The sequence below is a fragment of the Pseudomonas sp. PS01303 genome, assembly GCF_029959385.1.
Classification (GTDB): Bacteria; Pseudomonadota; Gammaproteobacteria; order Pseudomonadales; family Pseudomonadaceae; genus Aquipseudomonas; species Aquipseudomonas rustica.
Window position 1 is genome coordinate 22,538 of the sequence record NZ_JASCPK010000035.1, and the last position, 25,304, is coordinate 47,841.

At 58.2% G+C, this 25,304-nt stretch carries 21 protein-coding genes; 7 read left to right on the forward strand and 14 right to left on the reverse strand.

From position 1 onward, the window contains the following. Nucleotides 1-27 precede the first annotated feature (27 nt). The 6 genes from odhB to sdhC form a co-directional block, all read right to left on the reverse strand. Entirely contained in the window at nt 28-1,251 is a 1,224-nt protein-coding gene (gene odhB, locus QMX93_RS12795) for a 2-oxoglutarate dehydrogenase complex dihydrolipoyllysine-residue succinyltransferase (protein WP_282356393.1), read from the reverse strand. 42 nt (nt 1,252-1,293) lie between these two features. Then, the gene (locus QMX93_RS12800) at nt 1,294-4,125 is read right to left on the reverse strand and encodes a 2-oxoglutarate dehydrogenase E1 component (RefSeq protein WP_053118487.1); all 2,832 of its coding nucleotides are present in this window, start codon (nt 4,123-4,125) and stop codon (nt 1,294-1,296) included. 251 nt (nt 4,126-4,376) lie between these two features. Continuing rightward, complete coding sequence (locus QMX93_RS12805; protein ID WP_053118486.1) at nt 4,377-5,081, reverse strand: succinate dehydrogenase iron-sulfur subunit; 705 nt, start codon at nt 5,079-5,081, stop codon at nt 4,377-4,379. Between the two features lie 11 nt (nt 5,082-5,092). Beyond that, on the reverse strand, nt 5,093-6,865 hold the full coding sequence (gene sdhA / locus QMX93_RS12810) for a succinate dehydrogenase flavoprotein subunit (protein WP_008077944.1): 1,773 nt from the start codon (nt 6,863-6,865) through the stop codon (nt 5,093-5,095). 3 nt (nt 6,866-6,868) lie between these two features. Further along, a complete protein-coding gene (gene sdhD / locus QMX93_RS12815) occupies nt 6,869-7,237 on the reverse strand; it encodes a succinate dehydrogenase, hydrophobic membrane anchor protein (protein WP_003222999.1) in 369 nt (122 codons plus the stop codon). Next, the gene (gene sdhC / locus QMX93_RS12820; protein WP_016773673.1) at nt 7,231-7,605 is read right to left on the reverse strand and encodes a succinate dehydrogenase, cytochrome b556 subunit; all 375 of its coding nucleotides are present in this window, start codon (nt 7,603-7,605) and stop codon (nt 7,231-7,233) included. Before sdhC ends, sdhD begins: the two co-directional genes overlap by 7 nt. 363 nt (nt 7,606-7,968) lie before the next feature. On the opposite strand from sdhC, the gene gltA reads away from it, so the two are divergent. Then, nucleotides 7,969-9,258, forward strand: a complete 1,290-nt coding sequence (gene gltA / locus QMX93_RS12825) for a citrate synthase (RefSeq protein ID WP_007919904.1) — start codon at nt 7,969-7,971, stop codon at nt 9,256-9,258. Nucleotides 9,259-10,293: 1,035 nt separating this feature from the next. Here the strand turns inward: gltA and QMX93_RS12830 are convergent. From QMX93_RS12830 to QMX93_RS12840, 3 genes are all read right to left on the reverse strand, one after another. Beyond that, nucleotides 10,294-11,952: a cation acetate symporter gene (locus QMX93_RS12830; RefSeq protein WP_053118483.1), complete on the reverse strand. Its 1,659-nt coding sequence runs from the start codon at nt 11,950-11,952 to the stop codon at nt 10,294-10,296. Continuing rightward, nucleotides 11,949-12,260: a DUF485 domain-containing protein gene (locus tag QMX93_RS12835; RefSeq protein WP_016987516.1), complete on the reverse strand. Its 312-nt coding sequence runs from the start codon at nt 12,258-12,260 to the stop codon at nt 11,949-11,951. The genes QMX93_RS12830 and QMX93_RS12835 overlap by 4 nt, the downstream gene beginning before the upstream one ends. A gap of 242 nt (nt 12,261-12,502) precedes the next feature. Continuing rightward, nucleotides 12,503-13,354 carry a glycine betaine ABC transporter substrate-binding protein gene (locus QMX93_RS12840; protein ID WP_212544251.1) on the reverse strand — a complete coding sequence of 284 codons (852 nt, stop codon included), beginning with the start codon at nt 13,352-13,354 and terminating at the stop codon, nt 12,503-12,505. A gap of 286 nt (nt 13,355-13,640) precedes the next feature. Between QMX93_RS12840 and QMX93_RS12845 the strand changes: the two genes are divergently transcribed. Continuing rightward, nucleotides 13,641-15,236 (forward strand): glycosyl hydrolase family 17 protein, encoded by a 1,596-nt coding sequence (locus tag QMX93_RS12845; protein ID WP_282356401.1) that lies wholly within the window; start codon nt 13,641-13,643, stop codon nt 15,234-15,236. Between the two features lie 82 nt (nt 15,237-15,318). On the opposite strand, the gene QMX93_RS12850 is transcribed toward QMX93_RS12845, so the two are convergent. Further along, nucleotides 15,319-15,675, reverse strand: a complete 357-nt coding sequence (locus tag QMX93_RS12850) for a hypothetical protein (protein ID WP_159815065.1) — start codon at nt 15,673-15,675, stop codon at nt 15,319-15,321. A gap of 224 nt (nt 15,676-15,899) precedes the next feature. Here QMX93_RS12850 and QMX93_RS12855 point away from each other — a divergent pair, with 224 nt between their 5' ends. Further along, a complete protein-coding gene (locus QMX93_RS12855) occupies nt 15,900-17,198 on the forward strand; it encodes a serine/threonine protein kinase (protein WP_053118475.1) in 1,299 nt (432 codons plus the stop codon). After that, nucleotides 17,191-17,979, forward strand: coding sequence for a VacJ family lipoprotein (locus QMX93_RS12860; protein WP_053118473.1), 789 nt, complete (start codon nt 17,191-17,193; stop codon nt 17,977-17,979). Before QMX93_RS12855 ends, QMX93_RS12860 begins: the two co-directional genes overlap by 8 nt. Before the next feature lie 136 nt (nt 17,980-18,115). On the opposite strand, the gene QMX93_RS12865 is transcribed toward QMX93_RS12860, so the two are convergent. Beyond that, nucleotides 18,116-19,030 carry a DUF808 domain-containing protein gene (locus tag QMX93_RS12865; RefSeq protein WP_053118471.1) on the reverse strand — a complete coding sequence of 305 codons (915 nt, stop codon included), beginning with the start codon at nt 19,028-19,030 and terminating at the stop codon, nt 18,116-18,118. Between the two features lie 135 nt (nt 19,031-19,165). Here QMX93_RS12865 and QMX93_RS12870 point away from each other — a divergent pair, with 135 nt between their 5' ends. After that, a complete protein-coding gene (locus tag QMX93_RS12870; RefSeq protein WP_008083515.1) occupies nt 19,166-19,774 on the forward strand; it encodes a TetR/AcrR family transcriptional regulator in 609 nt (202 codons plus the stop codon). A gap of 186 nt (nt 19,775-19,960) precedes the next feature. Here QMX93_RS12870 and QMX93_RS12875 read toward each other — a convergent pair whose 3' ends face one another. The 3 genes from QMX93_RS12875 to QMX93_RS12885 all read right to left on the reverse strand — a co-directional run bounded on the left by QMX93_RS12875 (nt 19,961) and on the right by QMX93_RS12885 (nt 22,263). Next, nucleotides 19,961-20,419 (reverse strand): transposase, encoded by a 459-nt coding sequence (locus tag QMX93_RS12875; protein ID WP_282356405.1) that lies wholly within the window; start codon nt 20,417-20,419, stop codon nt 19,961-19,963. 231 nt (nt 20,420-20,650) lie between these two features. Further along, entirely contained in the window at nt 20,651-21,721 is a 1,071-nt protein-coding gene (locus QMX93_RS12880) for a hypothetical protein (RefSeq protein WP_159812683.1), read from the reverse strand. Between the two features lie 101 nt (nt 21,722-21,822). Next, nucleotides 21,823-22,263 (reverse strand): heme-binding protein, encoded by a 441-nt coding sequence (locus QMX93_RS12885; RefSeq protein ID WP_053118462.1) that lies wholly within the window; start codon nt 22,261-22,263, stop codon nt 21,823-21,825. A 268-nt stretch (nt 22,264-22,531) separates the two neighbouring features. Between QMX93_RS12885 and gcl the strand changes: the two genes are divergently transcribed. Then, complete coding sequence (gene gcl, locus QMX93_RS12890; protein ID WP_105709417.1) at nt 22,532-24,307, forward strand: glyoxylate carboligase; 1,776 nt, start codon at nt 22,532-22,534, stop codon at nt 24,305-24,307. A gap of 138 nt (nt 24,308-24,445) precedes the next feature. Beyond that, nucleotides 24,446-25,228 (forward strand): hydroxypyruvate isomerase, encoded by a 783-nt coding sequence (hyi, locus tag QMX93_RS12895; protein ID WP_008083506.1) that lies wholly within the window; start codon nt 24,446-24,448, stop codon nt 25,226-25,228. The last annotated feature ends 76 nt before the right edge of the window (nt 25,229-25,304 follow it).

Genomic DNA, 25,304 nt, shown 5'->3' on the forward strand with positions numbered 1-25,304 from the left:
CTTGAAACTTGTAGCTTGCCGCTGTTTTTAGATATCCAGCAACAGACGCGCCGGATCTTCCAGCAGGTTCTTGATGGTCACCAGGAAGGTCACAGCTTCTTTGCCATCGATCAGACGGTGATCGTAGGACAGTGCCAGGTACATCATCGGACGGATAACGACCTGACCGTTGATGGCCATAGGACGCTGGATGATGTTGTGCATGCCCAGAATCGCTGCCTGCGGCGGGTTGACGATCGGGGTCGACATCATCGAACCGAAGGTACCACCGTTGGTGATGGTGAAGGTACCACCGGTCATCTCGTCCATCGACAGTTTGCCGTCACGGGCTTTTTTGCCGAATGTTGCGATGCCGCCTTCGATTTCAGCCAGGCTCATCAGCTCGGCGTTACGCAGAACCGGAACAACCAGACCGCGGTCGCTGGAAACGGCAACGCCGATGTCAGCGTAGCCGTGGTAAACGATGTCAGCGCCGTCGATCGATGCGTTAACAGCCGGGAAGCGTTTCAGCGCTTCGGTCGCTGCTTTAACGAAGAACGACATGAAGCCCAGGCGTACGCCGTTGTGGGACTTCTCGAACAGATCCTTGTACTTCGAACGCAGAGCCATGACTTCAGTCATGTCGACTTCGTTGAAAGTGGTCAGCATCGCCATGTTCGACTGAGCTTCAACCAGACGCTTGGCCACGGTGGCACGCACGCGGGTCATCGGTACACGCTTCTCGATGCGGTCGCCAGCGGCGAACACAGGAGCAGCAGCCGAAGGAGCAGCAGCCTTGGCAGGCGCGGCAGCCGGAGCGGCTTTCTTGGCAGCTACAGCAGCGACTACGTCTTCCTTGGTCACACGACCGCCTTTGCCGGTGCCGGCAACGGAGGCGATGTTGATGCCGTTTTCTTCAGCCAGCTTGCGCGCGGCCGGTGCAGCAACAGGATCGTCTTCGCCTTCAGCAGCAGCTGGAGCAGCGGCAGCGGCCGGAGCAGCAGCGGCGGCGGCTGGAGCAGCGGCAGCAGCGCCGCCCGCTTCGATGGAGCCCAGCACTTCGTCGGACAGAACGGTGTCGCCTTCATTCTTGACGATTGCGCCCAGCACGCCGTCGGCGGTAGCCAGAACTTCCAGTACGACTTTGTCAGTCTCGATGTCGACGATCAGGTCGTCACGCTTGACGGCGTCGCCCGGTTGTTTGTGCCAGGTGGCAACGGTGCCATCGGCAACCGATTCCGGGAAAGTGGGGGCTTTGATCTCGATAGCCATTATCTGTAGTTCCTTAAATTCGGTTTCAGGTGCGCGAAGGCATTAAATGGTAAACGCGGCTTGCAGGAGTTTTTCCTGCTGCTCGGCGTGCATCGATGCGTAACCACAAGCTGGGGCAGCAGAAGCCTCACGGCCCGCGTACTCAAGTACGAGAGACTTGTCGAGGTTACCGATGCTGCGACGCAAGTGGTGCTGGCTGCAGTACCAGGCGCCCTGGTTCATCGGCTCTTCCTGACACCAAACGGCATTTTTGACGTTGGTGTATGGAGCCAGGACTTCTTTCAAGTCGTCCTCAGGGAATGGATACAGCTGCTCGATACGCACGATGGCGATATCTTCACGGCCTTCGGCACGGCGTTTTTCCAGCAGGTCGTAGTAGACCTTGCCGCTACACAGAACAACACGCTCGACCTTTTTCGGGTCCAGAGTATCGATTTCCGGGATCACGGTCTGGAACGAACCTTCGGCCAGATCTTCCAGAGTCGAGATGGCCAGCTTGTGGCGCAGCAGCGACTTCGGCGTCAGCACGATCAACGGTTTGCGCAGCGGACGAATCACCTGACGACGCAGCAAGTGGTAGATCTGTGCTGGCGTGGTCGGTACAGCTACCTGAATGTTGTGCTCGGCGCACAGTTGCAGGTAACGCTCAAGACGTGCCGAGCTGTGCTCAGGGCCCTGACCTTCGTAACCGTGTGGCAGCAACATGGTCAGACCGCAGAGACGGCCCCACTTGTGCTCGCCGCTGGTGATGAACTGGTCGATCACAACCTGTGCACCGTTGGCGAAGTCACCGAACTGGGCTTCCCAGATCACCAGCGCGTCTGGCGTGGTGGTCGAGTAACCGTATTCGAATGCCAGTACCGCTTCTTCCGACAGGAACGAGTCGTACAGGTCAAAGCGTGGCTGACCGTCGTACAAGTGCGCCAGCGGAATGTAGGTGCCCGCGTCTTTCTGGTTGTGCAACACAGCGTGACGGTGCGAGAACGTACCGCGGCCGATGTCCTGACCGGTCATGCGAATCGGGTGACCTTCGAACGCCAGGGTCGCGTACGCCATGGTTTCGGCGTAACCCCAGTTGATCGGCAGGCCGCCTGCTTGCATCTTCTGACGGTCTTCGTAGATCTTCGCGACCTGACGCTGCACCACGAAACCGTCCGGAATTTCCAGCAGCTTGGCGGACAGTTCTTGCAGGGTCTTCAGATCGAAACGCGTGTCGTGACGCGCAGTCCAGGCGTGGCCCAGATACGGACGCCAGTCCACGAACAACTCTTTGTTCGGCTCTTTGACCAGCGACTTCACGACGTGCAGACCGTTGTCCAGCGCGTTGCGGTATTCGTCGACTTTCGCCTGAACACGCTCTGCGTCGAGCACTCCGCCCTGGGTCAGACGATCAGCGTACAGCTCACGGGTAGTGCGCTGTTTGGTGATCTGCTGATACATCAGAGGCTGGGTGCCGCTTGGCTCGTCAGCTTCGTTGTGGCCGCGACGACGGTAGCAGACCAGGTCGATCACCACGTCACGCTTGAACTGCATGCGGTAATCGATGGCCAGCTGGGTCACGAACAACACGGCTTCCGGATCATCACCATTCACATGGAGGATCGGCGCCTGGATCATCTTGGCAACGTCGGTGGCGTACTCGGTGGAACGCGAGTCCAGCGGGTTGCTGATGGTGAAACCAACCTGGTTGTTGATCACGATGTGCACGGTACCGCCGGTTTTGAAACCGCGGGTCTGCGACATCTGGAAGGTTTCCATGACCACGCCCTGACCTGCAAAAGCAGCGTCACCGTGGATGGAGATCGGCAGAACCTTCTCACCGGTCGGGTCGTTACGACGATCCTGACGGGCGCGAACCGAACCTTCTACCACCGGGGAAACGATTTCCAGGTGGGACGGGTTGAACGCCATGGCCAGGTGAACTTCACCGCCGGCGGTCATCACGTTGGACGAGAAGCCCTGGTGATACTTAACGTCACCGGAACCCAGCTCGACCTTCTTCTTGCCTTCGAACTCGTCGAACAGCTCGCGCGGATTCTTGCCGAAGGTGTTGACCAGTACGTTCAGACGACCACGGTGGGCCATGCCGATGACGACTTCCTTGGTGCCGTAGGAACCGGAACGCTGGATCAGTTCGTCGAGCATCGGAATCAGGCTTTCGCCGCCTTCCAGACCGAAACGCTTGGTGCCCGGGTATTTGGTGCCCAGGTATTTTTCCAGGCCTTCACCGGCAGTCACGCGCTCAAGCAGGTGGCTCTTGATGTCGGCGGAGTACGTCGGACGACCACGCACGCTTTCCAGACGCTGCTGGAACCACTGGCGCTGCTCGGAATCGGTGATGTGCGTAAATTCAGCGCCGATGGTGCGGCAATATGTCTGCTGCAACGCTTCGTGAATTTCGCGTAGGCTCGCTTCCTCTTTGCCGATGAACAGGTCGCCGGCACGGAAGGTCGTATCAAGATCGGCATTGGTCAAGCCGTAATGATTGATCGACAGGTCTGCAGGTGCAGGACGCTGCCACAGCCCCAGCGGGTCAAGCTGGGCTGCCTGGTGGCCACGCATACGGTAGGCCTGGATCAATCGCAGCACTTCAACTTGCTTCTTCTCGTGCTCACTGCTCACGCTCCCGGCGGAAACCGGTTGGGCGCGGCGCTGGTTCTTTGCCAGCAGCACGAAATGATCGCGAATTGTGGAGTGCGAAACATCAGTGGCAGAGTTGCCGTCGGCGGGCAACTTCTGAAAGTAGGTGCGCCACTCTTCTGGCACAGCGTTAGGGTCGTGCAGGTAGAGCTCATAAAGCTCTTCCACATAGGCAGCGTTTCCACCTGAAAGGTAGGCGCTGTTCCACATGCGCTGCATCACGCTTTCTTGCATGCTTGGTCACCCTCGGTTAGGGGCACACCATCGGCGACGACACCGAGCAAACTTGCAGAAGTCCGAATGCAGCGACTAAAACAAGCCACCTAGGATCACGCTGATAGTCCGGGTACCAGCCCGGATGCCCCTGCTTGTCTCATTTCTTCAAAATAAGAGCCGCAGCTTGTGGCTACTGCTCTGGTTATAGCCATGACGCGGGTTGAAGCCCGCGCCACAGCCTCTACGGTACAGCGGTTACATCAGCTGAATCACACGCCGCTCGAGAGCAACATGTTACGGATGTGACCGATGGCCTTAGTCGGGTTCAGGCCTTTCGGACATACGTTGACGCAGTTCATGATGCCCCGGCAGCGGAATACGCTGAACGGGTCATCGAGCGAAGCCAGACGCTCGGTGGTCTTGGTGTCACGGCTATCTGCCAGGAAGCGATAAGCTTGCAGCAGTGCAGCTGGACCCAGGAACTTGTCCGGGTTCCACCAGAAGGACGGGCAAGAGGTCGAGCAGCAAGCGCACAGGATGCACTCGTACAGACCGTCGAGCTTTTCGCGCTCTTCTGGCGACTGCAGACGCTCGATGGCCGGAGCCGGCGTGTCGTTCTGCAGGTAAGGCTTCACCTTCTCGTATTGCTTGTAGAAGATGCTCATATCGACGACCAGGTCACGGATAACCGGCAAACCTGGCAGCGGACGAACGATCAACTTGTTACCTTTTACAACAGCAGACAGCGGCGTGATGCATGCCAGGCCGTTTTTGCCGTTGATGTTCATGCCGTCGGAACCACAAACGCCTTCACGGCAAGAGCGACGATAGGAGAAACCTTCGTCCTGCTCTTTGATCAGGGCCAGTACGTCCAGCACCATCAGGTCTTTACCACCGGTATCGACCTGGAATTCCTGCATGAACGGCGCGGCGTCCTGATCAGGGTTGTAACGATATACGCTGACTTGCAACATGGCGGCCACCCTTAATAAGTCCGAATCTTAGGTTCAAAAGTCGGAACAGTCTTCGGCGAGAAGTTCACGGCACGCTTGGTGACGCGCTTGTCACCCGGGAAGTACAGGGTGTGGCACAGCCAGTTTTCGTCGTCACGGTCTTCGAAGTCTTCACGGGCGTGAGCACCGCGCGACTCTTTACGAACCTCGGCAGCGATGGCAGTAGCTTCAGCCACTTCCAGCAGGTTCTGCAGTTCCAGCGCTTCGATACGAGCAGTGTTGAACGCCTGCGACTTATCGTTGATCTTCACGTTGGCGATGCGGGTACGCAGGTCAGCCAGCTGAGCGATACCTTTCTGCATGTATTCGCCAGTACGGAATACACCGAAATAGTTCTGCATGCAGTTCTGCAGCTCTCGACGCAGGGTTGCCACGTCTTCGCCATCAGTACGGCTGTTCAGCGCGTTCAGACGCGACAGGGCAGCTTCGATGTCGGCTTCGGTAGCGTCGTCGTATTCGATGCCGTCGGTCAGCGCCTTTTCCAGGTGCAGGCCGGCAGCGCGGCCGAATACCACCAGGTCGAGCAGCGAGTTGCCGCCCAGACGGTTGGCACCGTGAACCGATACGCAAGCCACTTCGCCTACAGCGAACAGGCCCGGGATGATCTTGTCGACGCCTTCAGCGTCCTGGGTGATCGCCTGACCATGAATGTTGGTGGCAACGCCGCCCATCATATAGTGGCAAGTCGGAACAACCGGAACCGGCGCAACAACCGGGTCAACGTGTGCGAAAGTCTTCGACAGTTCGCAGATGCCTGGCAGACGGCTGTGCAGTACTTCCTCGCCCAGGTGGTCAAGTTTGAGCAGTACGTGATCGCCATTCGGGCCGCAACCGTTGCCGGCGATGATTTCTTTAACCATCGAGCGAGCAACAACGTCACGACCGGCAAGGTCTTTGGCGTTCGGAGCATAACGCTCCATGAAACGCTCGCCGTGCTTGTTGATCAGGTAACCACCTTCACCACGGCAACCTTCTGTAACCAGTACACCGGCGCCGGCAATGCCGGTCGGGTGGAACTGCCACATTTCGATGTCTTGTACCGGCACGCCAGCACGCAGAGCCATGCCGACGCCGTCACCGGTGTTGATCAGGGCGTTGGTGGTGGACGCGTAGATACGACCTGCACCGCCGGTAGCCAATACGGTGGCTTTGGCGCGGATGTAGGTGGTTTCGCCGGTTTCGATGCAGATCGCGATCACACCGACGAAGTCGCCTTCCTGGTTTTTCACCAGATCGACAGCGTAGTACTCGTTCAGGAACGTGGTACCGGCTTTCAGGTTGCCCTGATAAAGGGTGTGCAGCAGCGCGTGACCGGTACGGTCGGAAGCGGCGCACGTACGGGCAGCCTGCCCGCCTTTGCCGTAATCCTTGGACTGGCCGCCGAACGGACGCTGATAGATGCGGCCCTGTTCGGTGCGCGAGAACGGCATGCCCATGTGGTCCAGCTCATAAACAGCAGCCGGGCCTTCCTGACACATGTATTCGATAGCGTCCTGGTCACCGATGTAGTCGGAACCCTTGACGGTATCGTACATGTGCCAGCGCCAGTCATCGTTCGGGTCAGCGGACGCGATTGCGCAAGTGATGCCGCCTTGAGCGGAAACAGTGTGCGAACGGGTCGGGAAAACCTTGGTGATCACGGCAGTCTTGTGACCGCCCTGTGCCAGTTGCAGCGCAGCGCGCATGCCGGCACCGCCACCACCAATAATGATGGCGTCGAAAGAAATCGTTGGAATGTTAGCCATGACTCAGATACCCCAGAGAATCTGCACACCCCAGACGAAGTAAGCGAACATTGCAACGCCGCATACTGCCTGGAAAAGGAAACGTATAGCCGTCGCGGACTTGCCGAACGCCATTGGCGTCAGGTAGTCAGTCGCGATGGTCCACATGCCGACCCAGGCGTGAGCGCCAAGGGCAACAAGGGCCAGGAGGCTGAAAATACGCATCCCGTTGTGGGCGAACAGTTCATGCCACTGGGCATACTCGAGGCCAGGGTGGGCCACGACGTATCCGATCAGGAAGATGAAGTAAGCCGCGAGAACGACCGCAGACACACGTTGCGCCATCCAGTCATAGAGGCCCGAACGCGAGAGGTTCGTGACGTTAGTTACCATATCCAAACTCCTGCCAGAACGATTACCACCACGGAAACGGCGATAACGATTTTCGAGCCCAGCTTGCCGCCTTCCAGCGTCTCACCGATGCCCATGTCCATGATCAAGTGGCGCACACCGGCTACCAAGTGATACAGCAGAGCGGACAGGATGCCCCAAATCACTAGCTTGGCTAGCGGACTGGTCAGACACGCTTTCACCTGACCGAAGCCTTCCTCGGAGCTCAGCGACTTGTCCAATGCGTATAGCATGATGGCAAGGCACACGAAGAGGATGACACCGGAGATTCGGTGAAGAATGGACGTGTAAGCAGTGACTGGGAGTTTGATGGTCCTTAGGTCTAGGTTTACAGGTCGTTGGCTTTTCACGGCTTTTTTTTCACACTGAAGAGCCCCTAACAATCAGGGCAAAGTTGTTGGGGAGTGCACTGGTCAGGTAACCACCACCCAGGGATGCGACCCCCAATGAAAGCAAGCCCAAAAGCCCTTGGCGGTCGGTGGCCGAGTATAGACAGTTAGGCTACTAATGACAACGCAATCACCTACCCCCAATAGCTGATTGCACAAGTTGCATAAAAGGCGTAAATGGCAGGCAATTTCGAGGAAAAAGTGCGCTTAAAGCCTTCTGGAGCAAGACTTTAGGCAAATTGACATTCGAATTTATCTCACTATAGTGGTGCGGGCCCTGCGTGGGGGGTCTGTCTGATGGTTCAAGCATAAATAGGAGGCCACATGGCTGACAAAAAAGCGCAGTTGATCATCGAGGGCGCAGCCCCCGTCGAGCTGCCCATTTTAACCGGCACCGTTGGTCCCGATGTAATCGATGTTCGGGGCCTGACGGCCACGGGCCGCTTCACTTTCGACCCGGGTTTCATGTCGACCGCTTCGTGCGAATCGAAGATCACCTATATCGACGGCGACAACGGCATTCTGTTGCACCGCGGCTACCCGATCGAACAGCTGGCTGAAAAGTCGGACTACCTGGAAACCTGCTACCTGCTGCTCAACGGCGAATTGCCGACCGCAGAACAGAAGGCCCAGTTCGTCAGCACCGTGAAAAACCACACCATGGTTCACGAGCAGCTGAAAACCTTCTTCAACGGCTTCCGTCGCGACGCCCACCCAATGGCCGTCATGTGCGGTGTAGTCGGCGCCCTCTCGGCCTTCTACCACGACTCCCTCGACATCAATAACCCGCAGCATCGCGAAATCTCCGCGATCCGCCTGGTTGCCAAGATGCCGACCCTGGCAGCGATGGTTTACAAGTACTCCATGGGTCAACCCATGATGTACCCGCGCAACGATCTGACGTACGCGGAAAACTTCCTGCACATGATGTTCAACACCCCGTGCGAGATCAAACCGATCAGCCCGGTGCTCGCCAAGGCCATGGACCGGATCTTCATCCTCCATGCCGACCACGAGCAGAACGCATCGACTTCCACCGTACGTCTGGCAGGTTCTTCGGGCGCCAACCCGTTCGCCTGTATCGCCGCCGGTATCGCCGCACTGTGGGGCCCTGCTCACGGCGGTGCGAACGAAGCCGTTCTGACCATGCTGGATGAGATTGGCGATGTGTCGAACATCGACAAGTTCATCGCCAAGGCCAAGGACAAGAACGATCCATTCAAGCTGATGGGCTTCGGTCACCGCGTTTACAAGAACCGCGACCCTCGCGCGACTGTAATGAAGCAGACCTGTGACGAAGTGTTGAAAGAACTGGGCATTAATAACGATCCGCAACTCGAATTGGCGATGCGCCTGGAAGAGATTGCGTTGACTGACCCGTACTTCATCGAGCGCTCGCTGTACCCGAACGTCGACTTCTACTCGGGGATTATCCTCAAGGCGATCGGCATTCCGACCAGCATGTTTACTGTGATTTTCGCGCTGGCACGTACTGTTGGCTGGATTTCGCACTGGAAAGAGATGCTTTCGAGCCCGTACAAGATTGGCCGTCCGCGCCAGTTGTACACTGGCTACGAGTCGCGTGATATTTCCAAGCTGGAAGATCGTAAATAAGACCTGTCTTGCGATAACGTCTTAAGTTGTACCGGGAACGGCCTCTATTTATATAGGGGCCGTTTTTGTTTGTTTGGTCTCAGCGGCCTGTGGGCCGACTGGATTTGAGGGTTGGGTGTATATCCGTTTTTGCGGGTGCTGCCGCTGGCGGTTTCGCTCTTACAGCGACTCACTTTTCCAGACGCCGAAAAGTAAGCAAAAGGCTTTGCCCCTGGCGTACGGCACTTCGCTGAGGCTCAGTGTTCCCTCGCTACGGTGTCCATCCGGGGGCATCGCCTACGGTTTGCTTCGCTGCACCTCCTCTCGATGTGTTCGACTTCGTCGAACGGCGCTGCGCGCCTACCCCCTGATGAACACCTCCGCTCGGCCTGCCGATGGGGCAAAAGATCAAAAACCAGAGCCAGATCAAAATCAACTGCCCCTCACCCTAACCCTCTCCCAGAGGGAGAGGGGACTGACCGAGGTGTTTGGGAGAAAGACGCCGACTTGAAATACCGCGTCGAACTCAGACTTTGAAAGGCTCACAAATCGGCTCCCTCTCCCTCGGGAGAGGGCTGGGGTGAGGGGCAAGAGCACCACAAAAACTAAAACCGTGCGCGCTGTGCTCTTCACCACTCAATAGGCCGAGTGTCAGCTCGCCTGCTCTTGATCTTGACCCACGAGCGACGTCGGAAGGCTGAGTGGAGGGATTGATCCGGGGGTGGGAGCGCAGCGACCGTTTGGCGCAGCCAAACACAGCGAGAGGAGGTGCAGCGAAGCAAACCGTAGGCGCTGCGCCCGGATCGATCCCGCAGCGAAGGAACCCCGAGCCCCAGCGAGCGGGCCGCACGTAGGAGCAAGCGTTTTTTGCTTACTTTTTTAGGCGCTTGTAAAAAAGTGAGTCGCCGTAAGGGCGAAACCCTAAGCCGCCGTTACCGCAGCAACGGATATTCACCCAATCAAAAAAAAAACACCAAAGTCCGATAACCGCCCACAAAAAATGCCCCGATCTCTCAACCGGGGCATTCAGCACAACATTACAAAACCATCAAACCATCAGTGAGAAACCGCCCCGCTCGCCCCCAACCCAGTCTGCGAACGCACAAACTGCGGGAAGAACAGCGCACGTTCTTTGTCCGCCGCCGCCGACTTATCAGTAATCGAGAAGAACCAAATACCCACAAAGGCAATGATCATCGAGAACAGCGCCGGATACTCGTAAGGGAAGATCGCCTTCTCATGATGCAGAATCTGCACCCAGATGGTTGGGCCAAGGATCATCAGGCCAACAGCACTGATCAACCCCAACCAGCCGCCAATCATCGCCCCACGAGTGGTCAGCTTCTTCCAGTACATCGAAAGCAACAGCACCGGGAAGTTACAGCTCGCCGCGATCGAGAACGCCAGGCCCACCATGAACGCAATGTTCTGGCTTTCGAACAAAATACCCAGGCCAATCGCCAACACCGCCAAAGCAATGGTGGTGATCTTCGACACACGAATCTCGTCCTTCTCGTTCGCCTTGCCCTTCTTGATCACACTGGCGTACAGGTCGTGAGACACCGCCGAAGCACCGGCCAGAGTCAGACCCGCCACAACCGCCAGAATGGTCGCAAACGCTACCGCCGAGATAAAGCCGAGGAAGATGCTGCCGCCGACCGCGTTGGCCAAGTGCACCGCCGCCATGTTGTTGCCGCCCAACAGCGCGCCAGCAGCATCTTTGAAGGCCGGGTTGGTGCTGACCAGCAGGATCGCGCCGAAGCCGATGATGAAGGTCAGGATGTAGAAGTAGCCGATGAAGCCAGTCGCATACAACACGCTCTTACGTGCTTCTTTTGCGTCACTCACGGTGAAGAAGCGCATCAGAATGTGTGGCAGGCCAGCGGTACCGAACATCAGCGCCAGACCCAGCGAGAAGGCCGAAATCGGATCCTTGACCAGACCGCCCGGGCTCATGATCGCTTCGCCTTTGGCGTGAACCTTGATCGCCTCGGAGAACAGCGTGTTGAAGTCGAAGCCGACATGCTTCATGACCATCAGCGCCATGAACGAGGCACCGGACAGCAGCAGCACAGCCTTGATGATCTGCACCCAAGTGGTCGCCAGCATGCCGCCAAACAGCACGTACATGCACATCAGCACGCCGACCAGAATCACCGCAACGTGGTAATCGAGGCCGAACAACAGCTGGATCAGTTTGCCCGCACCGACCATTTGCGCGATCAGGTAGAACGCCACCACCACCAGCGAACCGCAGGCAGACAGGGTGCGAATCTGGGTTTGCCCGAGGCGGTAGGACGCCACGTCGGCAAAGGTGTATTTACCCAGGTTACGCAGACGCTCGGCGATCAGGAACAGAATGATCGGCCAGCCCACCAGGAAGCCGATCGAGTAGATCAGGCCGTCGTAGCCGGAGGTGAACACCAGCGCGGAAATTCCCAGGAAGGACGCCGCCGACATGTAGTCACCGGCAATCGCCAGACCGTTCTGGAAACCGGTGATCTTGCCACCCGCCGCATAGTAGTCGGCGGCCGAGTTGTTTTTCTTCGAGGCCCAGTAGGTGATGTACAGCGTGGCACCGACGAACGCCACGAACATCAGGATCGCAGGAATATTCAGCGGCTGTTTGGCCACTTCACCCGTCAGCGCATCCGCCGCCCAGGCACCCGGTGCAAATGCTGCAACACTTAATAAAGCCAGTAGACGCCGGATCATTGCTGAGCCTCCTTGAGAATCGCATTGTTCAGGTCGTCAAACTCGCCATTGGCGCGGCGCACGTAGATACCGGTCAGGATGAAGGCAGACAGAATCAGGCCGACACCGATCGGGATACCCCAGGTAATGGATGATTCAGGACTGATCTTCGCGCCCAGAATATGCGGCCCGTAAGCAATCAGAAGGATGAATGCGGAGTAAAGCCCTAGCATGATTGCCGAGAGAATCCAGGCGAATCGTTCCCTTTTCTGTACCAGCTCCTTGAATCGGGGACTGTTTTGAATCGAGAGGTAAATGCTGTCGTTCATTGTTTTTATCCTCGCAGCACAAATTATTGTTGGAACATAGCTAATGTATGCGGCTGCGGGAGCGGGAACAGACGACCTTAGTAGTAGAACGCCATGACACTTTTGCCAATTTCCGGTACAGCACAAAACAACTGTAGGAGTGAGCCTGCTCGCGATGGCGTTATATCAGTCGATATTTTCATCAACTGACAGGACGCTATCGCGAGCAGGCTCACTCCTACAGGGGTACAGGGGTGTTGCGGTTATTTGGTCCAGTCAGCCACGCGCTCCGGGTGTTTGGCCACCCAATCTTTCGCTGCGGCTTCAGGCTTGGCGCCGTCTTGAATCGCCAGCATCACTTCGCCGATTTCGTCTTTCGAAGCCCACTGGAAGTTCTTCAGGAACTTGGCCACTTCCGGTGCCTTGGCTTCCAGCCCTTTGCTGCCGATGCTGTTCACGGTTTCAGCCGCGCCGTACACACCTTTCGGGTCGTCGAGGAAGCGCAGTTTCCACTTGGCGAACATCCAGTGCGGCACCCAACCGGTGACGGCGATGGATTCGTTTTTCTTCTCGGCACGGGTCAGCTCGGCAATCATGCCGGCGCCGGAACTGGCTTTAAGGCTGTATTTGTCGAGGCCGTAATCCTTGATCGCTTGATCGGTCTTGAGCATCACGCCTGAACCGGCGTCGATGCCGACGATGCGGTTTTTGAAGGTGTCGTCGGTTTTCAGATCTTCGATCGATTTGGCTTTGACGTACTCCGGCACGATCAGGCCGATTTTTGCATCCTTGAAGTTCGGGCCGTAATCGACGACCAGATCCTTGTTTTTCGTCCAGTATTCGCCGTGCGTTACTGGCAGCCAGGCCGAGAGCATGGCGTCGAGTTTGCCGGTGGCAACGCCCTGCCACATGATCCCGGTGGCGACGGCTTGCAGTTTCACGTCGTAGCCGAGTTTCTGTTTGATCACTTCGGCGGCTACGTGGGTGGTCGCCACGCTGTCGGACCAGCCGTCAACGTAACCGATGTTCAGGGTCTGCTTTTCTGCACTGGCGAAAGTGGAGCTCATCGCAAGCACCAGAGCAGCACTTGCGCCTAAAAGTCGTCGCATCTTCATCGTTACTTCCCCGAAATGCTGCGCCCGACGGATGACGGGCGGCGTCAACGTATTGTTATGGTGCACAGCGCCCCCATCACGCCCGACCGCAAACTCGCTGGAACATCAGTGGAGTGCTGATGCTTTGATCATCAACCTCACGCCCCTCGCGACCTGCTCTGTCAGCGACCTCAAGACAATAAGAAACGACATCAGAAGGCCATTAACTGCCTTCGAATAATTGGCGCCAGACAATCCGCCCGAACTTTGCATGTCAAAATCGTGCGGGCCACCAACCCCTCTATAAATGCAGGTAACATGCGTCGCTTTGCAGCCACTCGGCCCGACCATGTCCGCGACGTCCCGCTTCCCCTTCCCTGCTTATTTATTCGCCTGCCTGCTTGGGCTGTTTGCGCTCGGTGGCTTCTGGTATGGCCTCGGCCAACCGGTGATTCTGCCGGACGCCGCGACGCCAACGCACAAGCTGCAATGCGCGTCCTATACGCCGTTTGATAAGGATCAGTCGCCGTTCGACGTGCCGTTCAAATTGCGCCCGGAGCGCATGGACGCTGACCTCGCGCTGCTGGCGACACGTTTTGAATGCATTCGCACTTACTCGATGACGGGCCTCGAAGCGTTGCCGGATCTGGCGCGCGAACACGGTCTGAAATTGATGATCGGCGCGTGGGTCAACAGCAACCCGGTCGACACCGAAAAAGAAGTCGACCTGCTGATCAAATCGGCCAACGCCAACCCGGACGTGGTCAGCGCGGTGATCGTCGGCAACGAAGCGCTGCTGCGCAAAGAAGTCACCGGCGCGCAACTGGCCCGACTGATCAACAAGGTCAAAAGCCAGGTCAAGCAACCGGTCACGTACGCCGATGTCTGGGAGTTCTGGCTCAAGCACCCGGAAGTCGCGCCGGCGGTGGATTTCCTGACCATTCATTTGCTGCCGTACTGGGAAGATGATCCGTCGAACATTGATGCCGCCCTGCAACACGTGGCGGATGTGCGCCGCGTGTTCGGCAACAAGTTCGCGCCGAAGGACGTGATGATTGGCGAAACCGGTTGGCCGAGCGAAGGCCGTCAGCGCGAGACTGCCCTGCCGAGCCGGGTCAACGAGGCCAAATTCATTCGTGGTTTTGTCGCGATGGCCGAAAAAGAAGGCTGGCATTACAACCTGATCGAAGCGTTTGACCAGCCGTGGAAACGTGGCAGTGAAGGCGCTGTCGGCGGGTATTGGGGTCTGTTTGATGCGGATCGTCAGGACAAAGGCGTGCTCGCCGGGCCGGTGACCAATGTGCCGTACTGGAAAGAATGGCTGGCGGTCGGTGGTTTGATTTTCCTCGGCACTTTGCTGCTGGGCGGACGCGTTCGCAGTACGCGCGCTGCACTGGTGTTGCCACTGCTGGGCGCCCTCGCCGCGTGTTCGATTGGTGCATGGGGCGATCTGGCGCGCGTGACCACGCGGTTTACCAGTGAATGGCTGTGGGTCGGCTTGCTGACGGCGCTGAATCTGTTGGTGCTGGCGCATGCGGCGCTGACGCTGAGTGCGCGGACGGGATGGCGTGAACGGGCGTTCAACCTGCTGGAGCGTCGCGCGGGCTGGCTGGTCGCGGCGGCAGGGTTTGCCGCAGCGGTGATGATGCTGGAGATGGTCTTCGACGCGCGTTATCGCAGCTTTGCGAGCATGGCGTTTGTGCTGCCGGCGCTGGTTTACCTGAGCCGCCCGGTGAGCGTGCCGCGTCGGGAGATTGCCTTGCTGGCGTTTATCGTCGGCGTGGGGATTGCGCCGCAGTTGTATGTGGAAGGTTTGCAGAATCAGCAGGCGTGGGGGTGGGCGTTGGTGAGCGCTTTGATGGTGGCTGCTCTTTGGCGCTGCCTGCGGGTTCGCAAGGGCTGAAGATCAAAAGATCGCAGCCTTCGGCAGCTTCTACAGGGTGTACGTCACCCCAATGTAGGAGCTGCCGCAGGCTGCGATCTTTTTACGCTCTGACCAGGCGCAACCCGGCAATCACCGCCGCAAACACCGCCAACGTCGTGTTGTACAACGCCAGCGCCGGCAATCCGGCCACCAGCGCCAACACCGCCAGCCACCACCCTGCCCGCCCGGGCACGACAAAACCGATCAACGCCGCACCCAGTGCCGTCCAGCCCAGTACCTTGAAATGAATCATCAAACCAAGGTTCGAGCGCACCTGGCATTCCCAACGGCTGGCCTCATCCACACAGATGCCCACCCATTTGCCGTCTTCCATAAAGCCATAACGCGCGCCATAGCTGGCGGCCAGCCATAGCGGCAACAAAACAAGCAGCAAAATCCAGGGCAAGCGGCGGGACATGAAGCACTCCAATCTTCGGAAATCGGCGGCCAGCTTAATCTGCCTTCAATACTTCGCAAGCGATAACAACTGTTAACTGTTCATCAAGGGCGTGCAAAGTGTATCGTCCAGCTACTATTACTCCGAATTCTGCCTGTTTGGTGCCGCTGCATGGCACTTTGGCGCAAACCCGGTGGTCATAGCCTGCGAACTTCATTCGGCACCTTCCTCTAAGGGATCTAGTCATGCTCCGTTCCTTGCGCTTCGCCGCGCTGTTCAGCGGCCTTATTTTGAGTGCGTCCGCGCTGGCGGTGGATATCGACCCCGCCAGCTATGGCTACCCCCTCACCAACCCGTTTGAGGCGACTATCGCCACCACCCCGCCGGATTTGCGTCCGGAGCTGCCGCTGGATGACGACATCGATCAGTCCGATCGCAGCCTCACATTGCGCCCGGAGCGTGAATTCATTCTGCCGGACAACTTCTGGGCGGTGAAAAAGCTCACCTACCGCATCGCCACCCAGGACAAACCGGCCCCGCTGATCTTCCTGATCGCCGGCACCGGCGCGCGCTATGACAGCACGCTCAACGAATATCTGAAAAAGCTCTACTACAAGGCCGGCTACCACGTCGTGCAGTTGTCGTCGCCGACCAGTTTCGACTTCATCAGCGCCGCCTCGCGTTTCGCCACCCCCGGCATTACCAAGGACGATGCTGAAGACATGTACCGGGTCATGCAGGCCGTGCGGGCGCAGAACCCGAAACTGCCGGTGACCGAGTATTACCTGACCGGTTACAGCCTCGGCGCATTGGACGCAGCCTTCGTCGCGCACCTGGACGAAACCCGCCGCAGCTTCAACTTCAAGAAAGTCCTGCTGCTCAACCCGCCGGTCAACCTCTACACCTCGATCAGCAACCTCGACAAGCTGGTACAGACCGAAGTGAAAGGCATCAACAACAGCACCACGTTCTATGAACTGGTGCTGAACAAGTTGACCCGCTACTTCCAGCAGAAAGGTTACATCGACCTCAACGATGCGCTGCTCTATGACTTCCAGCAGTCCAAGCAACATCTGACCAACGAGCAGATGGCGATGTTGATCGGCACCTCGTTCCGCTTCTCGGCAGCAGACATCGCGTTCACCTCGGACTTGATCAATCGTCGTGGTCTGATCACCCCGCCGAAAACCGAGATCACCGAAGGTACCAGCCTCACGCCGTACCTCAAGCGTGCGCTGCAGTGCGACTTCGAATGCTATCTGACCGATCAAGTGATTCCGATGTGGCGCGCGCGTACTGACGGCGGCAGCCTGCTGCAACTGGTCGATCAGGCCAGCCTGTATGCGCTGAAGGATTACCTGCATGACAGCCCGAAAATCGCCGTGATGCACAACGCCGACGACGTGATCCTCGGCCCGGGCGACCTCGGTTTCCTGCGCAAGACCTTTGGCGACCGCCTGACCGTTTATCCATTGGGCGGCCATTGCGGCAACATTAACTACCGCGTCAACAGCGACGCCATGCTGGAGTTCTTCCGTGGCTAAATATCTCCTGCTGGCGACAGCGTTACTCTGTGCAGGCGTGGCTCAGGCCGACAACAGCAAAGCCAATGCACCGGTGGTGGTCGACAGTGACGGCTTCAAGGAGCCGCTGTCGAAACTGAAATTCAACCCGGGCCTGGATCAGCGCGAATTCGAGCGTTCGACGCTTAACGCGCTGAACGTCTACGACCCGCTGGAATCGTGGAACCGCCGCGTTTACCACTTCAACTACCGCTTCGACGAATGGGTGTTCCTGCCGGTGGTCGACGGTTATCGCTACGTGACGCCGAGCTTCGTGCGCACCGGCGTGAGCAACTTCTTCAACAACCTCGGTGACGTGCCGAACCTGATCAACAGCTTGCTGCAGTTCAAGGGCCAGCGTTCGATGGAAACCACCGCGCGCCTGCTGTTCAACACCACGATCGGCATCGGCGGCCTGTGGGATCCGGCAACCGCGATGGGTCTGCCGCGCCAGAGCGAAGACTTCGGTCAGACCCTCGGTTTCTACGGCGTACCGGGCGGTGCCTACTTCGTGCTGCCAATCCTCGGCCCGTCGAACATCCGCGACACCGCCGGCCTCGCCGTGGACTACACCGCGGAATCGGCGATCAACTTCCTCAACGTTTCGGAAGTCAGCTCCGACCACCCGGAAGTCTGGGCCCTGCGCGCGGTCGACAAGCGCTACCAGACCAGCTTCCGTTACGGCCAGATGAACTCGCCGTTCGAGTACGAGAAAGTGCGTTACGTGTACACCGAAGCACGCAAGCTGCAGATCGCCGAATAGTTTTCGGCGGGTACAAAAAAGGGCTATTCGATGCGAGTCGAATGGCCCTTTTTTTAGATCAAAGGATCGCAGCCTGCGGCAGCTCCTACATGGGCATCGCGTACACCCTGTAGGAGCTGCCGAAGGTTGCGATCTTTCAGCCTTTAACAGATTTCCAGATTTTGCCGACGACGGAAACCACCGCCAGCACCACTGCCCCGGCAATAATCCCCGCCACGCCATTCAGCAACATCGGCACCGCAAACCCGGCCCCACCGGCCGCCGCGCCCACACCTTCAATCCAGTGGTGCACCACCGGCACGCCGTGAGTAAGGATGCCGCCGCCGACCAAAAACATCGCCGCCGTACCGACCACCGACAAGGTTTTCATCATGTACGGCGCCGCGCTCAGAATGCCGCTGCCGATCTTCTTGGCTGCCTGCCCAGGCTTCTGCGTCAGCCACAAACCGAGGTCGTCGAGTTTGACGATACCCGCCACCAACCCGTAAACGCCAACAGTCATGACGATAGCGATGCCCGACATCACGACCACTTGCTGAGTCAGCGACGCATCCGCCACGGTGCCGAGGGTGATCGCGATGATTTCTGCCGAGAGGATGAAATCCGTGCGGATCGCACCCTTGATCTTGTCCTTCTCGTAGGCAACCAGATCGGTCGCAGGATCAGCCACTGCTTCCTTCAGTTGCGCATGCTCGGTGTCGTCTTCAGCCTTGCTGTGCAGAAATTTGTGCGCAAGTTTCTCGAAACCCTCGAAGCACAGGTACGCGCCGCCGACCATCAACAGCGGCGTCACCAGCCACGGCACGAACGCACTGATCGCCAGCGCCGACGGCACCAGGATCAGTTTGTTGACGAACGAACCCTTCGCCACCGCCCAGACCACGGGAATTTCCCGCTCGGCACGCACACCGGAGACTTGCTGGGCATTCAGCGCCAGATCATCGCCGAGCACGCCCGCGGTCTTCTTGGCGGCCATTTTGGTCATCAAGGCAACGTCGTCCAGAACGGTGGCGATGTCATCGATCAGCACCAGCAAACTGCTTCCTGCCATGAATCCTGTTTCCTTTTATGTATGAATGTTGCGAAGCATAACGCGACCATAGACCACGCGGTGCATTCTTGAGCGCTGCGCGAGGCCGGTGCTACCATGCGCAACCGCCAGAACAGGCAAGGAACCACCGGGTTTATGAGCACAATCCGCGAGCGCAACAAAGAACTGATCCTGCGTGCCGCCAGTGAGGAGTTTGCCGACAAGGGCTTCGCTGCGACCAAAACCAGCGACATCGCCGCCAAGGCGGGATTGCCCAAACCCAACGTCTACTACTACTTCAAGTCCAAGGAAAACCTTTACCGCGAGGTATTGGAAAGCATCATCGTGCCGATTTTGCAGGCCTCGACCCCGTTCAATCCGGACGGCGTACCGAGCGAAGTGCTGAGCGGCTACATCCGCTCGAAGATCCGCATCTCCCGCGATCTGCCCTTCGCCTCGAAAGTGTTCGCCAGCGAAATCATGCACGGCGCCCCACACCTGAGCGCCGACCTGGTCGAACAGCTCAACGGCCAGGCCAAGCACAACATCGACTGCATCCAGAGCTGGATCGACCGCGGGCAAATCGCCCCGATCGACCCTAATCACCTGATGTTCAGCATCTGGGCGGCGACCCAGACCTACGCCGACTTTGACTGGCAGATCTCTGCGGTCACTGGGAAGGACAAGTTGGACGAGGCGGATTACGAGGCGGCGGCGCAGACGATTATCCGGTTGGTGTTGAAGGGGTGTGAGCCGGATCAGTAAGACCGCGGTGATGCTATCGCTGGCAAGCCAGCTCCCACAGGATATGTGTTGTTTGCAAAATTTGCATCCAACACAGGACTGGCTTGCCAACTCTCACAATCACTCATGCAGAAATGCAAAATCTTTGTCCAGCACAAAAACCTGTGGGAGCTGGCTTGCCAGCGATGAAGGCAACTCGGTTTCAACTCAAACCCAAATGGCATCCCACAACGGATAATCACCCAGCTTTTCCACCAAGCCTGCCCGCAATGGGTTGGCCACTACATAACGCGCCATCTTCACCAAATCCTCCTCCCGCCGCAGTGCACGATCATGAAAGCCTTGCTGCCAAAGCGGCCCGCTTCGACGGCTGCACTCGTTCACGTCCCGAGCAATCAAAGATTTGGTTTCCCTCATCAGCCTTCTGAGCGAACAGTTTTCGAGCTCAATCAACCAATGAAAATGATCCGGCATGACTACCCATGCCAACGACTTTGCCAGTCCAACATTTTGCGCGCGACGAAATTGATGAACGACCAATCTGCCCAGAGAGAAATCGGCGAAGATGGGTTTTCGATCAAGTGTGTTCGTGGTCAGTAGATAGATGCGGTTGGGCTCGGCATAGCGACCGGCTCGCAGACGATGTGAAGCAGGAAGATCAGGCAATCCATTGCCCCTTCATGATGGGTTCATCAGAAGGCTAGACCTCCGTGGTCTATACGGCGGGCTGGTCTTTTTTCTTGATGTGTCAGTCAGGCCGCCATCGCTGGCAAGCCAGCTCCCACAGGTTTTTGTATTGGTTACAAAATCTGAACAAGACAAAAAACCTTGTGGGAGCTGGCTTGCCAGCGATGACAATCGATCAGACGCTAGCGATCAAACCGATACACCCGCATCTCAAACCTCCTCCCCCATCAACCAGCGCAACGCCTGCGGCAGCGAGGTGCTCCAGTCGTCCGGGAAGGTGTGCCCGGCCTCGTGGGTGCGAGATTTGACCTCGTTGCCGTCGCTGAACAATTGGCGGAAATCGGCGCTCATCTGTAGATTGCCCGGCCCTTCTTTTTTGCCATTGATGACAAACACACGCTTGCCGCGCGCCTTGCTTTCGGTGGGCGTCGGTTGATTGCCGCCGGGTGACAGCAGCAGTGCGCCGGCGTAATCGTCCGGGTGTTGCGCCAACAGCGCGCCGGCGTGTTGCGAACCTTGCGAGAAGCCCATCAAAAACACGCGTTTGCGGTCGATGCATTGCTGGGCTTCGAGGGCGTTGAGGCCTTTCTGCACGGTTTCATGGGTGCCTTCGAAACCGGGGCCGATCCAGCGAAAGCTGTCGACCGCGTTGATCATTTGCGTGCCGTTGATCCCCAGAATGATTGCGCCGGTGTCGGCCAGCGGCTGGTAGTCTGCATCCAGCTCGCCATTGACGCCGTAACCGTGCAGCCACACCACCACCGGGCGGCAGGCTTTGGGCGCAGGGATCTTCGCCGACGGATTGAGCACGGAAATCGCGCCAACCTTGCCCTCGGCGATTTTCTTGTAACGCTGCTGCGCGCTGGCCAGTACGGATTTGTAGGTGGCGGTGTCGCGGAGCTCGGAGAAGTCTTCGTCCCCTGCCAGCAGCGGGCCGAACCACAGGCCACGGTCATCGGCCTCCTGCAGATAGCGCAGCGCCAGTCGATCATCGCCACGGCGGGCAAACAGCGCCGCCACCTGATAAGGCGCCAGCAGTTGCTTGGGATCTTCACGGGAGGCTGCCAGGTAAACCGCAATTGCCTGCAACGTGTCGGTTTCTTCGAGCTTCTCGGCCCGCTCCATCAACCCCGGTACATCGTCGGCGTTGAGCAGTGCAGAAACCACCGGGCTCAGCGCGTTAAAGGCTATTTCGTCGGCGTCGGGGGCTTCCGTCGCATGCAGGACGGGCGTGCAGAGGGTGATGGCGGCGGCCATCGTCATGGCAAATAGCGTCTTCACGCAGATCTTCCTTGATACATAAACGAGAGGGGCGGCAGTCTATAGACCCCGCCCCGCTTCGTCATCAACACGCCATCAGACGTGCTGATTTTATTTTCCGGTCAGGCCGCCACCCCCGCATCCGCCCGCAACTCCAGCGCCTCCACCGCTTTAATCGCCACTTGCTCATCGATATCCGACAGATCGCCGCTGATGCCGATCGCTCCCAGCACATTCCCCGCCTGATCACGAATCAACACACCGCCCGGTGCCGGCACGACGCTGCCCTGGCCCATGCTGTTGAGCGCGGCAATAAAGGCCGGGCGTTGTTGGGCGTCGAGGGCTAGCAGGCGCGAGCCTTTACCGAGGGCGATGGCGCCCCAGGCTTTGCCGATGGCGATTTGTGGGCGGAGCAGGCTGGCGCCGTCTTCGCGTTGCAGGGTCACCAGGTGGCCGCCGGTGTCGAGTACTGCGATGGTCAGGGGTGCGGCGTTGATGCCGCGCCCTGCGTTGATGGCCTCGTTGACCAGTTTGACTGCGACTTTCAAGGTTAAAGCGCTCATGGTGCCGTCCTCATTTTGTTATAGGGAAAGTCGTGGGCCTGCGGTTTTGTGCCGCAGTCCGATGCAACAAATAGAACACAATGAATTATTTTTTTGTATACAATAATTCTCGAAAAGCGCCACATGCGACGAAAAGCCACAGTCATAAAGGCTTCCGACGAATGAAACAGGCGCTTGAGAAAATGGATTGACCTGCGCCGTCCGCCGTGAATACACTCTGCGCAAAGCCACTTGTATACAATTACAAAACGTAAAGAGGCACAAAACCATGAGCAAAATGAGAGCAATCGAAGCCGCCGTTCTGGTGATGCGCCGTGAAGGGGTTGATACCGCTTTTGGCATCCCGGGCGCTGCCATCAACCCGCTGTACTCCGCCTTGCAGAAAGTCGGTGGCATCGATCACGTCCTTGCTCGCCACGTCGAAGGCGCCTCGCACATGGCCGAGGGCTACACCCGCACTAAAGCCGGCAACATCGGCGTGTGCATCGGCACTTCCGGCCCTGCCGGTACCGACATGGTCACCGGGCTCTACAGCGCCTCGGCCGACTCGATTCCAATCCTCTGCATTACCGGCCAGGCACCCCGCGCCCGTATGCACAAGGAAGACTTCCAGGCTGTCGACATCACCAGCATCGTCAAGCCAGTCACCAAGTGGGCGACCACTGTTCTGGAACCAGGCCAGGTGCCTTACGCGTTCCAGAAAGCCTTCTTTGAAATGCGCTCCGGCCGTCCAGGCCCAGTGCTGATCGACCTGCCGTTCGACGTGCAGATGGCCGAAATCGAATTCGACATCGACGCTTACCAGCCGCTGCCATTGGCCAAACCGACCGCTACCCGCATTCAGGTCGAGAAGGCTTTGGCGCTGCTCGATCAGGCTGAGCGTCCACTGTTGGTAGCAGGCGGCGGCATCATCAACGCCGACGCCAGCGATCTGCTGGTTGAATTCGCTGAGCTGACCGGCATCCCGGTAATCCCGACCCTGATGGGCTGGGGCACCATCCCGGACGATCACCCGCTGATGGTGGGCATGGTCGGTCTGCAGACGTCGCACCGTTACGGCAACGCGACCATGCTGAAATCCGACGTGGTGTTGGGGATCGGTAACCGTTGGGCTAACCGCCACACCGGTTCGGTTGACGTTTACACCGAAGGCCGCAAGTTCATTCACGTCGACATCGAAGGCACGCAGATCGGTCGTGTGTTCACGCCGGATCTGGGCATCGTGTCCGACGCTGCTGCAGCGCTGACCGTGTTCATCGAAGTGGCGCGTGAATGGCAAGCCGCCGGCAAGCTGAAAAACCGCAGTGCCTGGCTGCAAGACTGCCAGCAGCGCAAAGCCAGCCTGCATCGCAAGACCCACTTCGACAACGTGCCGGTAAAACCACAGCGCGTTTACGAAGAAATGAACCAGGTGTTCGGCAAGGACACCTGCTACGTCAGCACCATTGGTCTGTCGCAGATTGCCGGCGCGCAGTTCCTGCACGTCTACAAGCCGCGTCACTGGATCAACTGTGGCCAGGCCGGCCCGTTGGGCTGGACCATTCCGGCAGCGCTGGGCGTGGTGAAGGCCGATCCGAGCCGGAAAGTCGTGGCCCTGTCGGGGGACTATGACTTCCAGTTCATGATCGAAGAACTGGCGGTCGGCGCTCAGTTCAAACTGCCGTACATCCACGTCGTGGTGAACAACTCGTACCTGGGTCTGATCCGTCAGGCACAGCGCGGGTTCGAAATGGACTACTGCGTGCAGCTGTCCTTCGATAACCTGAACGCGCCGGAACTCAACGGTTACGGTGTTGACCACGTCGCAGTGGCTGAAGGCCTCGGCTGTAAAGCGCTGCGTGTGTTCGAACCATCGGAAATCGCCCCTGCCCTGCGCAAGGCCGAACAGATGATCGAAGAGTTCAAAGTGCCGGTGATCGTCGAAATCATTCTGGAGCGTGTGACCAACATCTCCATGGGTACCGAGATCAACGCCGTCAACGAATTCGAAGACCTGGCGCTGGTCGGCAACGATGCGCCAACTGCGATTTCGCTGCTTGATTAACTGCTGACCGCTGATCGTTCCCACGCTCTGCGTGGGAACGCAGCCCGGGACGCTCTGCGTCCCAAAGCGGACGCAGAGCGTCCATTGAGGCGTTCCCACGCAGAGCGTGGGAACGAGAATCTAGAACGGGAGACCACCATGCCGCGTTTTGCAGCCAACCTGTCCATGCTGTTCACCGAACAGGATTTCCTTGCCCGTTTCGACGCCGCCGCCAAGGCTGGTTTCAGCGGTGTCGAGTACCTGTTCCCGTACGATTTCAGCTCTGCCGAAATCAAGGCCAAGCTCGACGCCAACGGTCTGACCCAAGTGCTGTTCAACCTGCCGGCCGGTGACTGGGCCAAGGGCGAGCGCGGTATCGCGTGTCTGCCTGATCGGGTTGAAGAGTTCCGCGCCGGTGTCGATCTGGCGATCGCTTACGCACAAGTGCTGGGCAACACCCAGATCAACTGCCTGGCCGGTATTCGTCCGCAAGGCGTTGACGATGTCACCGTGGAAAAAACCTTCGTTGCCAACCTGAAATACGCGGCTGACAAGCTGCAAGCGGCGGGCATCAAACTGGTGATGGAAGCAATCAACACCCGCGACATCCCGGGTTTCTACCTGAACAACACGGCGCAAGCCCTGTCGATTCGCGAACAGGTCGGCAGCGCCAATCTGTATCTGCAATACGACATCTATCACATGCAAATCATGGAAGGCGATCTGGCCCGCACCCTGCAATCGCACCTGGGCGAGATCAACCATGTGCAGCTCGCAGACAACCCGGGCCGCAACGAGCCGGGCACCGGTGAAATCAACTACCGGTTTCTGTTCGAACACCTCGACCGCATCGGTTATCAGGGTTGGGTGGGTTGCGAATACAAGCCGCTGACCACCACCGAAGCAGGCCTCGGCTGGCTGAAGTCGCACAACGCAATCTGACAAACACATGACCCTGTAGGAGCTGCCGAAGGCTGCGATCTTTTGATCTTGTTATTTTGAAGATCAAGATCAAAAG

What these genes read in the sequence shown, in the direction of transcription:
- QMX93_RS12865 (WP_053118471.1), bottom strand. Translation starts at nt 19,030, where the DNA reads ATGGCAGGAAGCAGTTTGCTGGTGCTGATCGATGACATCGCCACCGTT.
- QMX93_RS12835 (WP_016987516.1), bottom strand. Translation starts at nt 12,260, where the DNA reads ATGAACGACAGCATTTACCTCTCGATTCAAAACAGTCCCCGATTCAAG.
- QMX93_RS12850 (WP_159815065.1), bottom strand. Translation starts at nt 15,675, where the DNA reads ATGTCCCGCCGCTTGCCCTGGATTTTGCTGCTTGTTTTGTTGCCGCTA.
- sdhD (WP_003222999.1), bottom strand. Translation starts at nt 7,237, where the DNA reads ATGGTAACTAACGTCACGAACCTCTCGCGTTCGGGCCTCTATGACTGG.
- QMX93_RS12855 (WP_053118475.1), top strand. Translation starts at nt 15,900, where the DNA reads ATGCTCCGTTCCTTGCGCTTCGCCGCGCTGTTCAGCGGCCTTATTTTG.
- QMX93_RS12870 (WP_008083515.1), top strand. Translation starts at nt 19,166, where the DNA reads ATGAGCACAATCCGCGAGCGCAACAAAGAACTGATCCTGCGTGCCGCC.
- QMX93_RS12800 (WP_053118487.1), bottom strand. Translation starts at nt 4,125, where the DNA reads ATGCAAGAAAGCGTGATGCAGCGCATGTGGAACAGCGCCTACCTTTCA.
- QMX93_RS12805 (WP_053118486.1), bottom strand. Translation starts at nt 5,081, where the DNA reads ATGTTGCAAGTCAGCGTATATCGTTACAACCCTGATCAGGACGCCGCG.
- gcl (WP_105709417.1), top strand. Translation starts at nt 22,532, where the DNA reads ATGAGCAAAATGAGAGCAATCGAAGCCGCCGTTCTGGTGATGCGCCGT.
- gltA (WP_007919904.1), top strand. Translation starts at nt 7,969, where the DNA reads ATGGCTGACAAAAAAGCGCAGTTGATCATCGAGGGCGCAGCCCCCGTC.
- QMX93_RS12885 (WP_053118462.1), bottom strand. Translation starts at nt 22,263, where the DNA reads ATGAGCGCTTTAACCTTGAAAGTCGCAGTCAAACTGGTCAACGAGGCC.
- QMX93_RS12830 (WP_053118483.1), bottom strand. Translation starts at nt 11,952, where the DNA reads ATGATCCGGCGTCTACTGGCTTTATTAAGTGTTGCAGCATTTGCACCG.
- hyi (WP_008083506.1), top strand. Translation starts at nt 24,446, where the DNA reads ATGCCGCGTTTTGCAGCCAACCTGTCCATGCTGTTCACCGAACAGGAT.
- QMX93_RS12845 (WP_282356401.1), top strand. Translation starts at nt 13,641, where the DNA reads ATGCAGGTAACATGCGTCGCTTTGCAGCCACTCGGCCCGACCATGTCC.
- odhB (WP_282356393.1), bottom strand. Translation starts at nt 1,251, where the DNA reads ATGGCTATCGAGATCAAAGCCCCCACTTTCCCGGAATCGGTTGCCGAT.
- QMX93_RS12840 (WP_212544251.1), bottom strand. Translation starts at nt 13,354, where the DNA reads ATGAAGATGCGACGACTTTTAGGCGCAAGTGCTGCTCTGGTGCTTGCG.
- sdhA (WP_008077944.1), bottom strand. Translation starts at nt 6,865, where the DNA reads ATGGCTAACATTCCAACGATTTCTTTCGACGCCATCATTATTGGTGGT.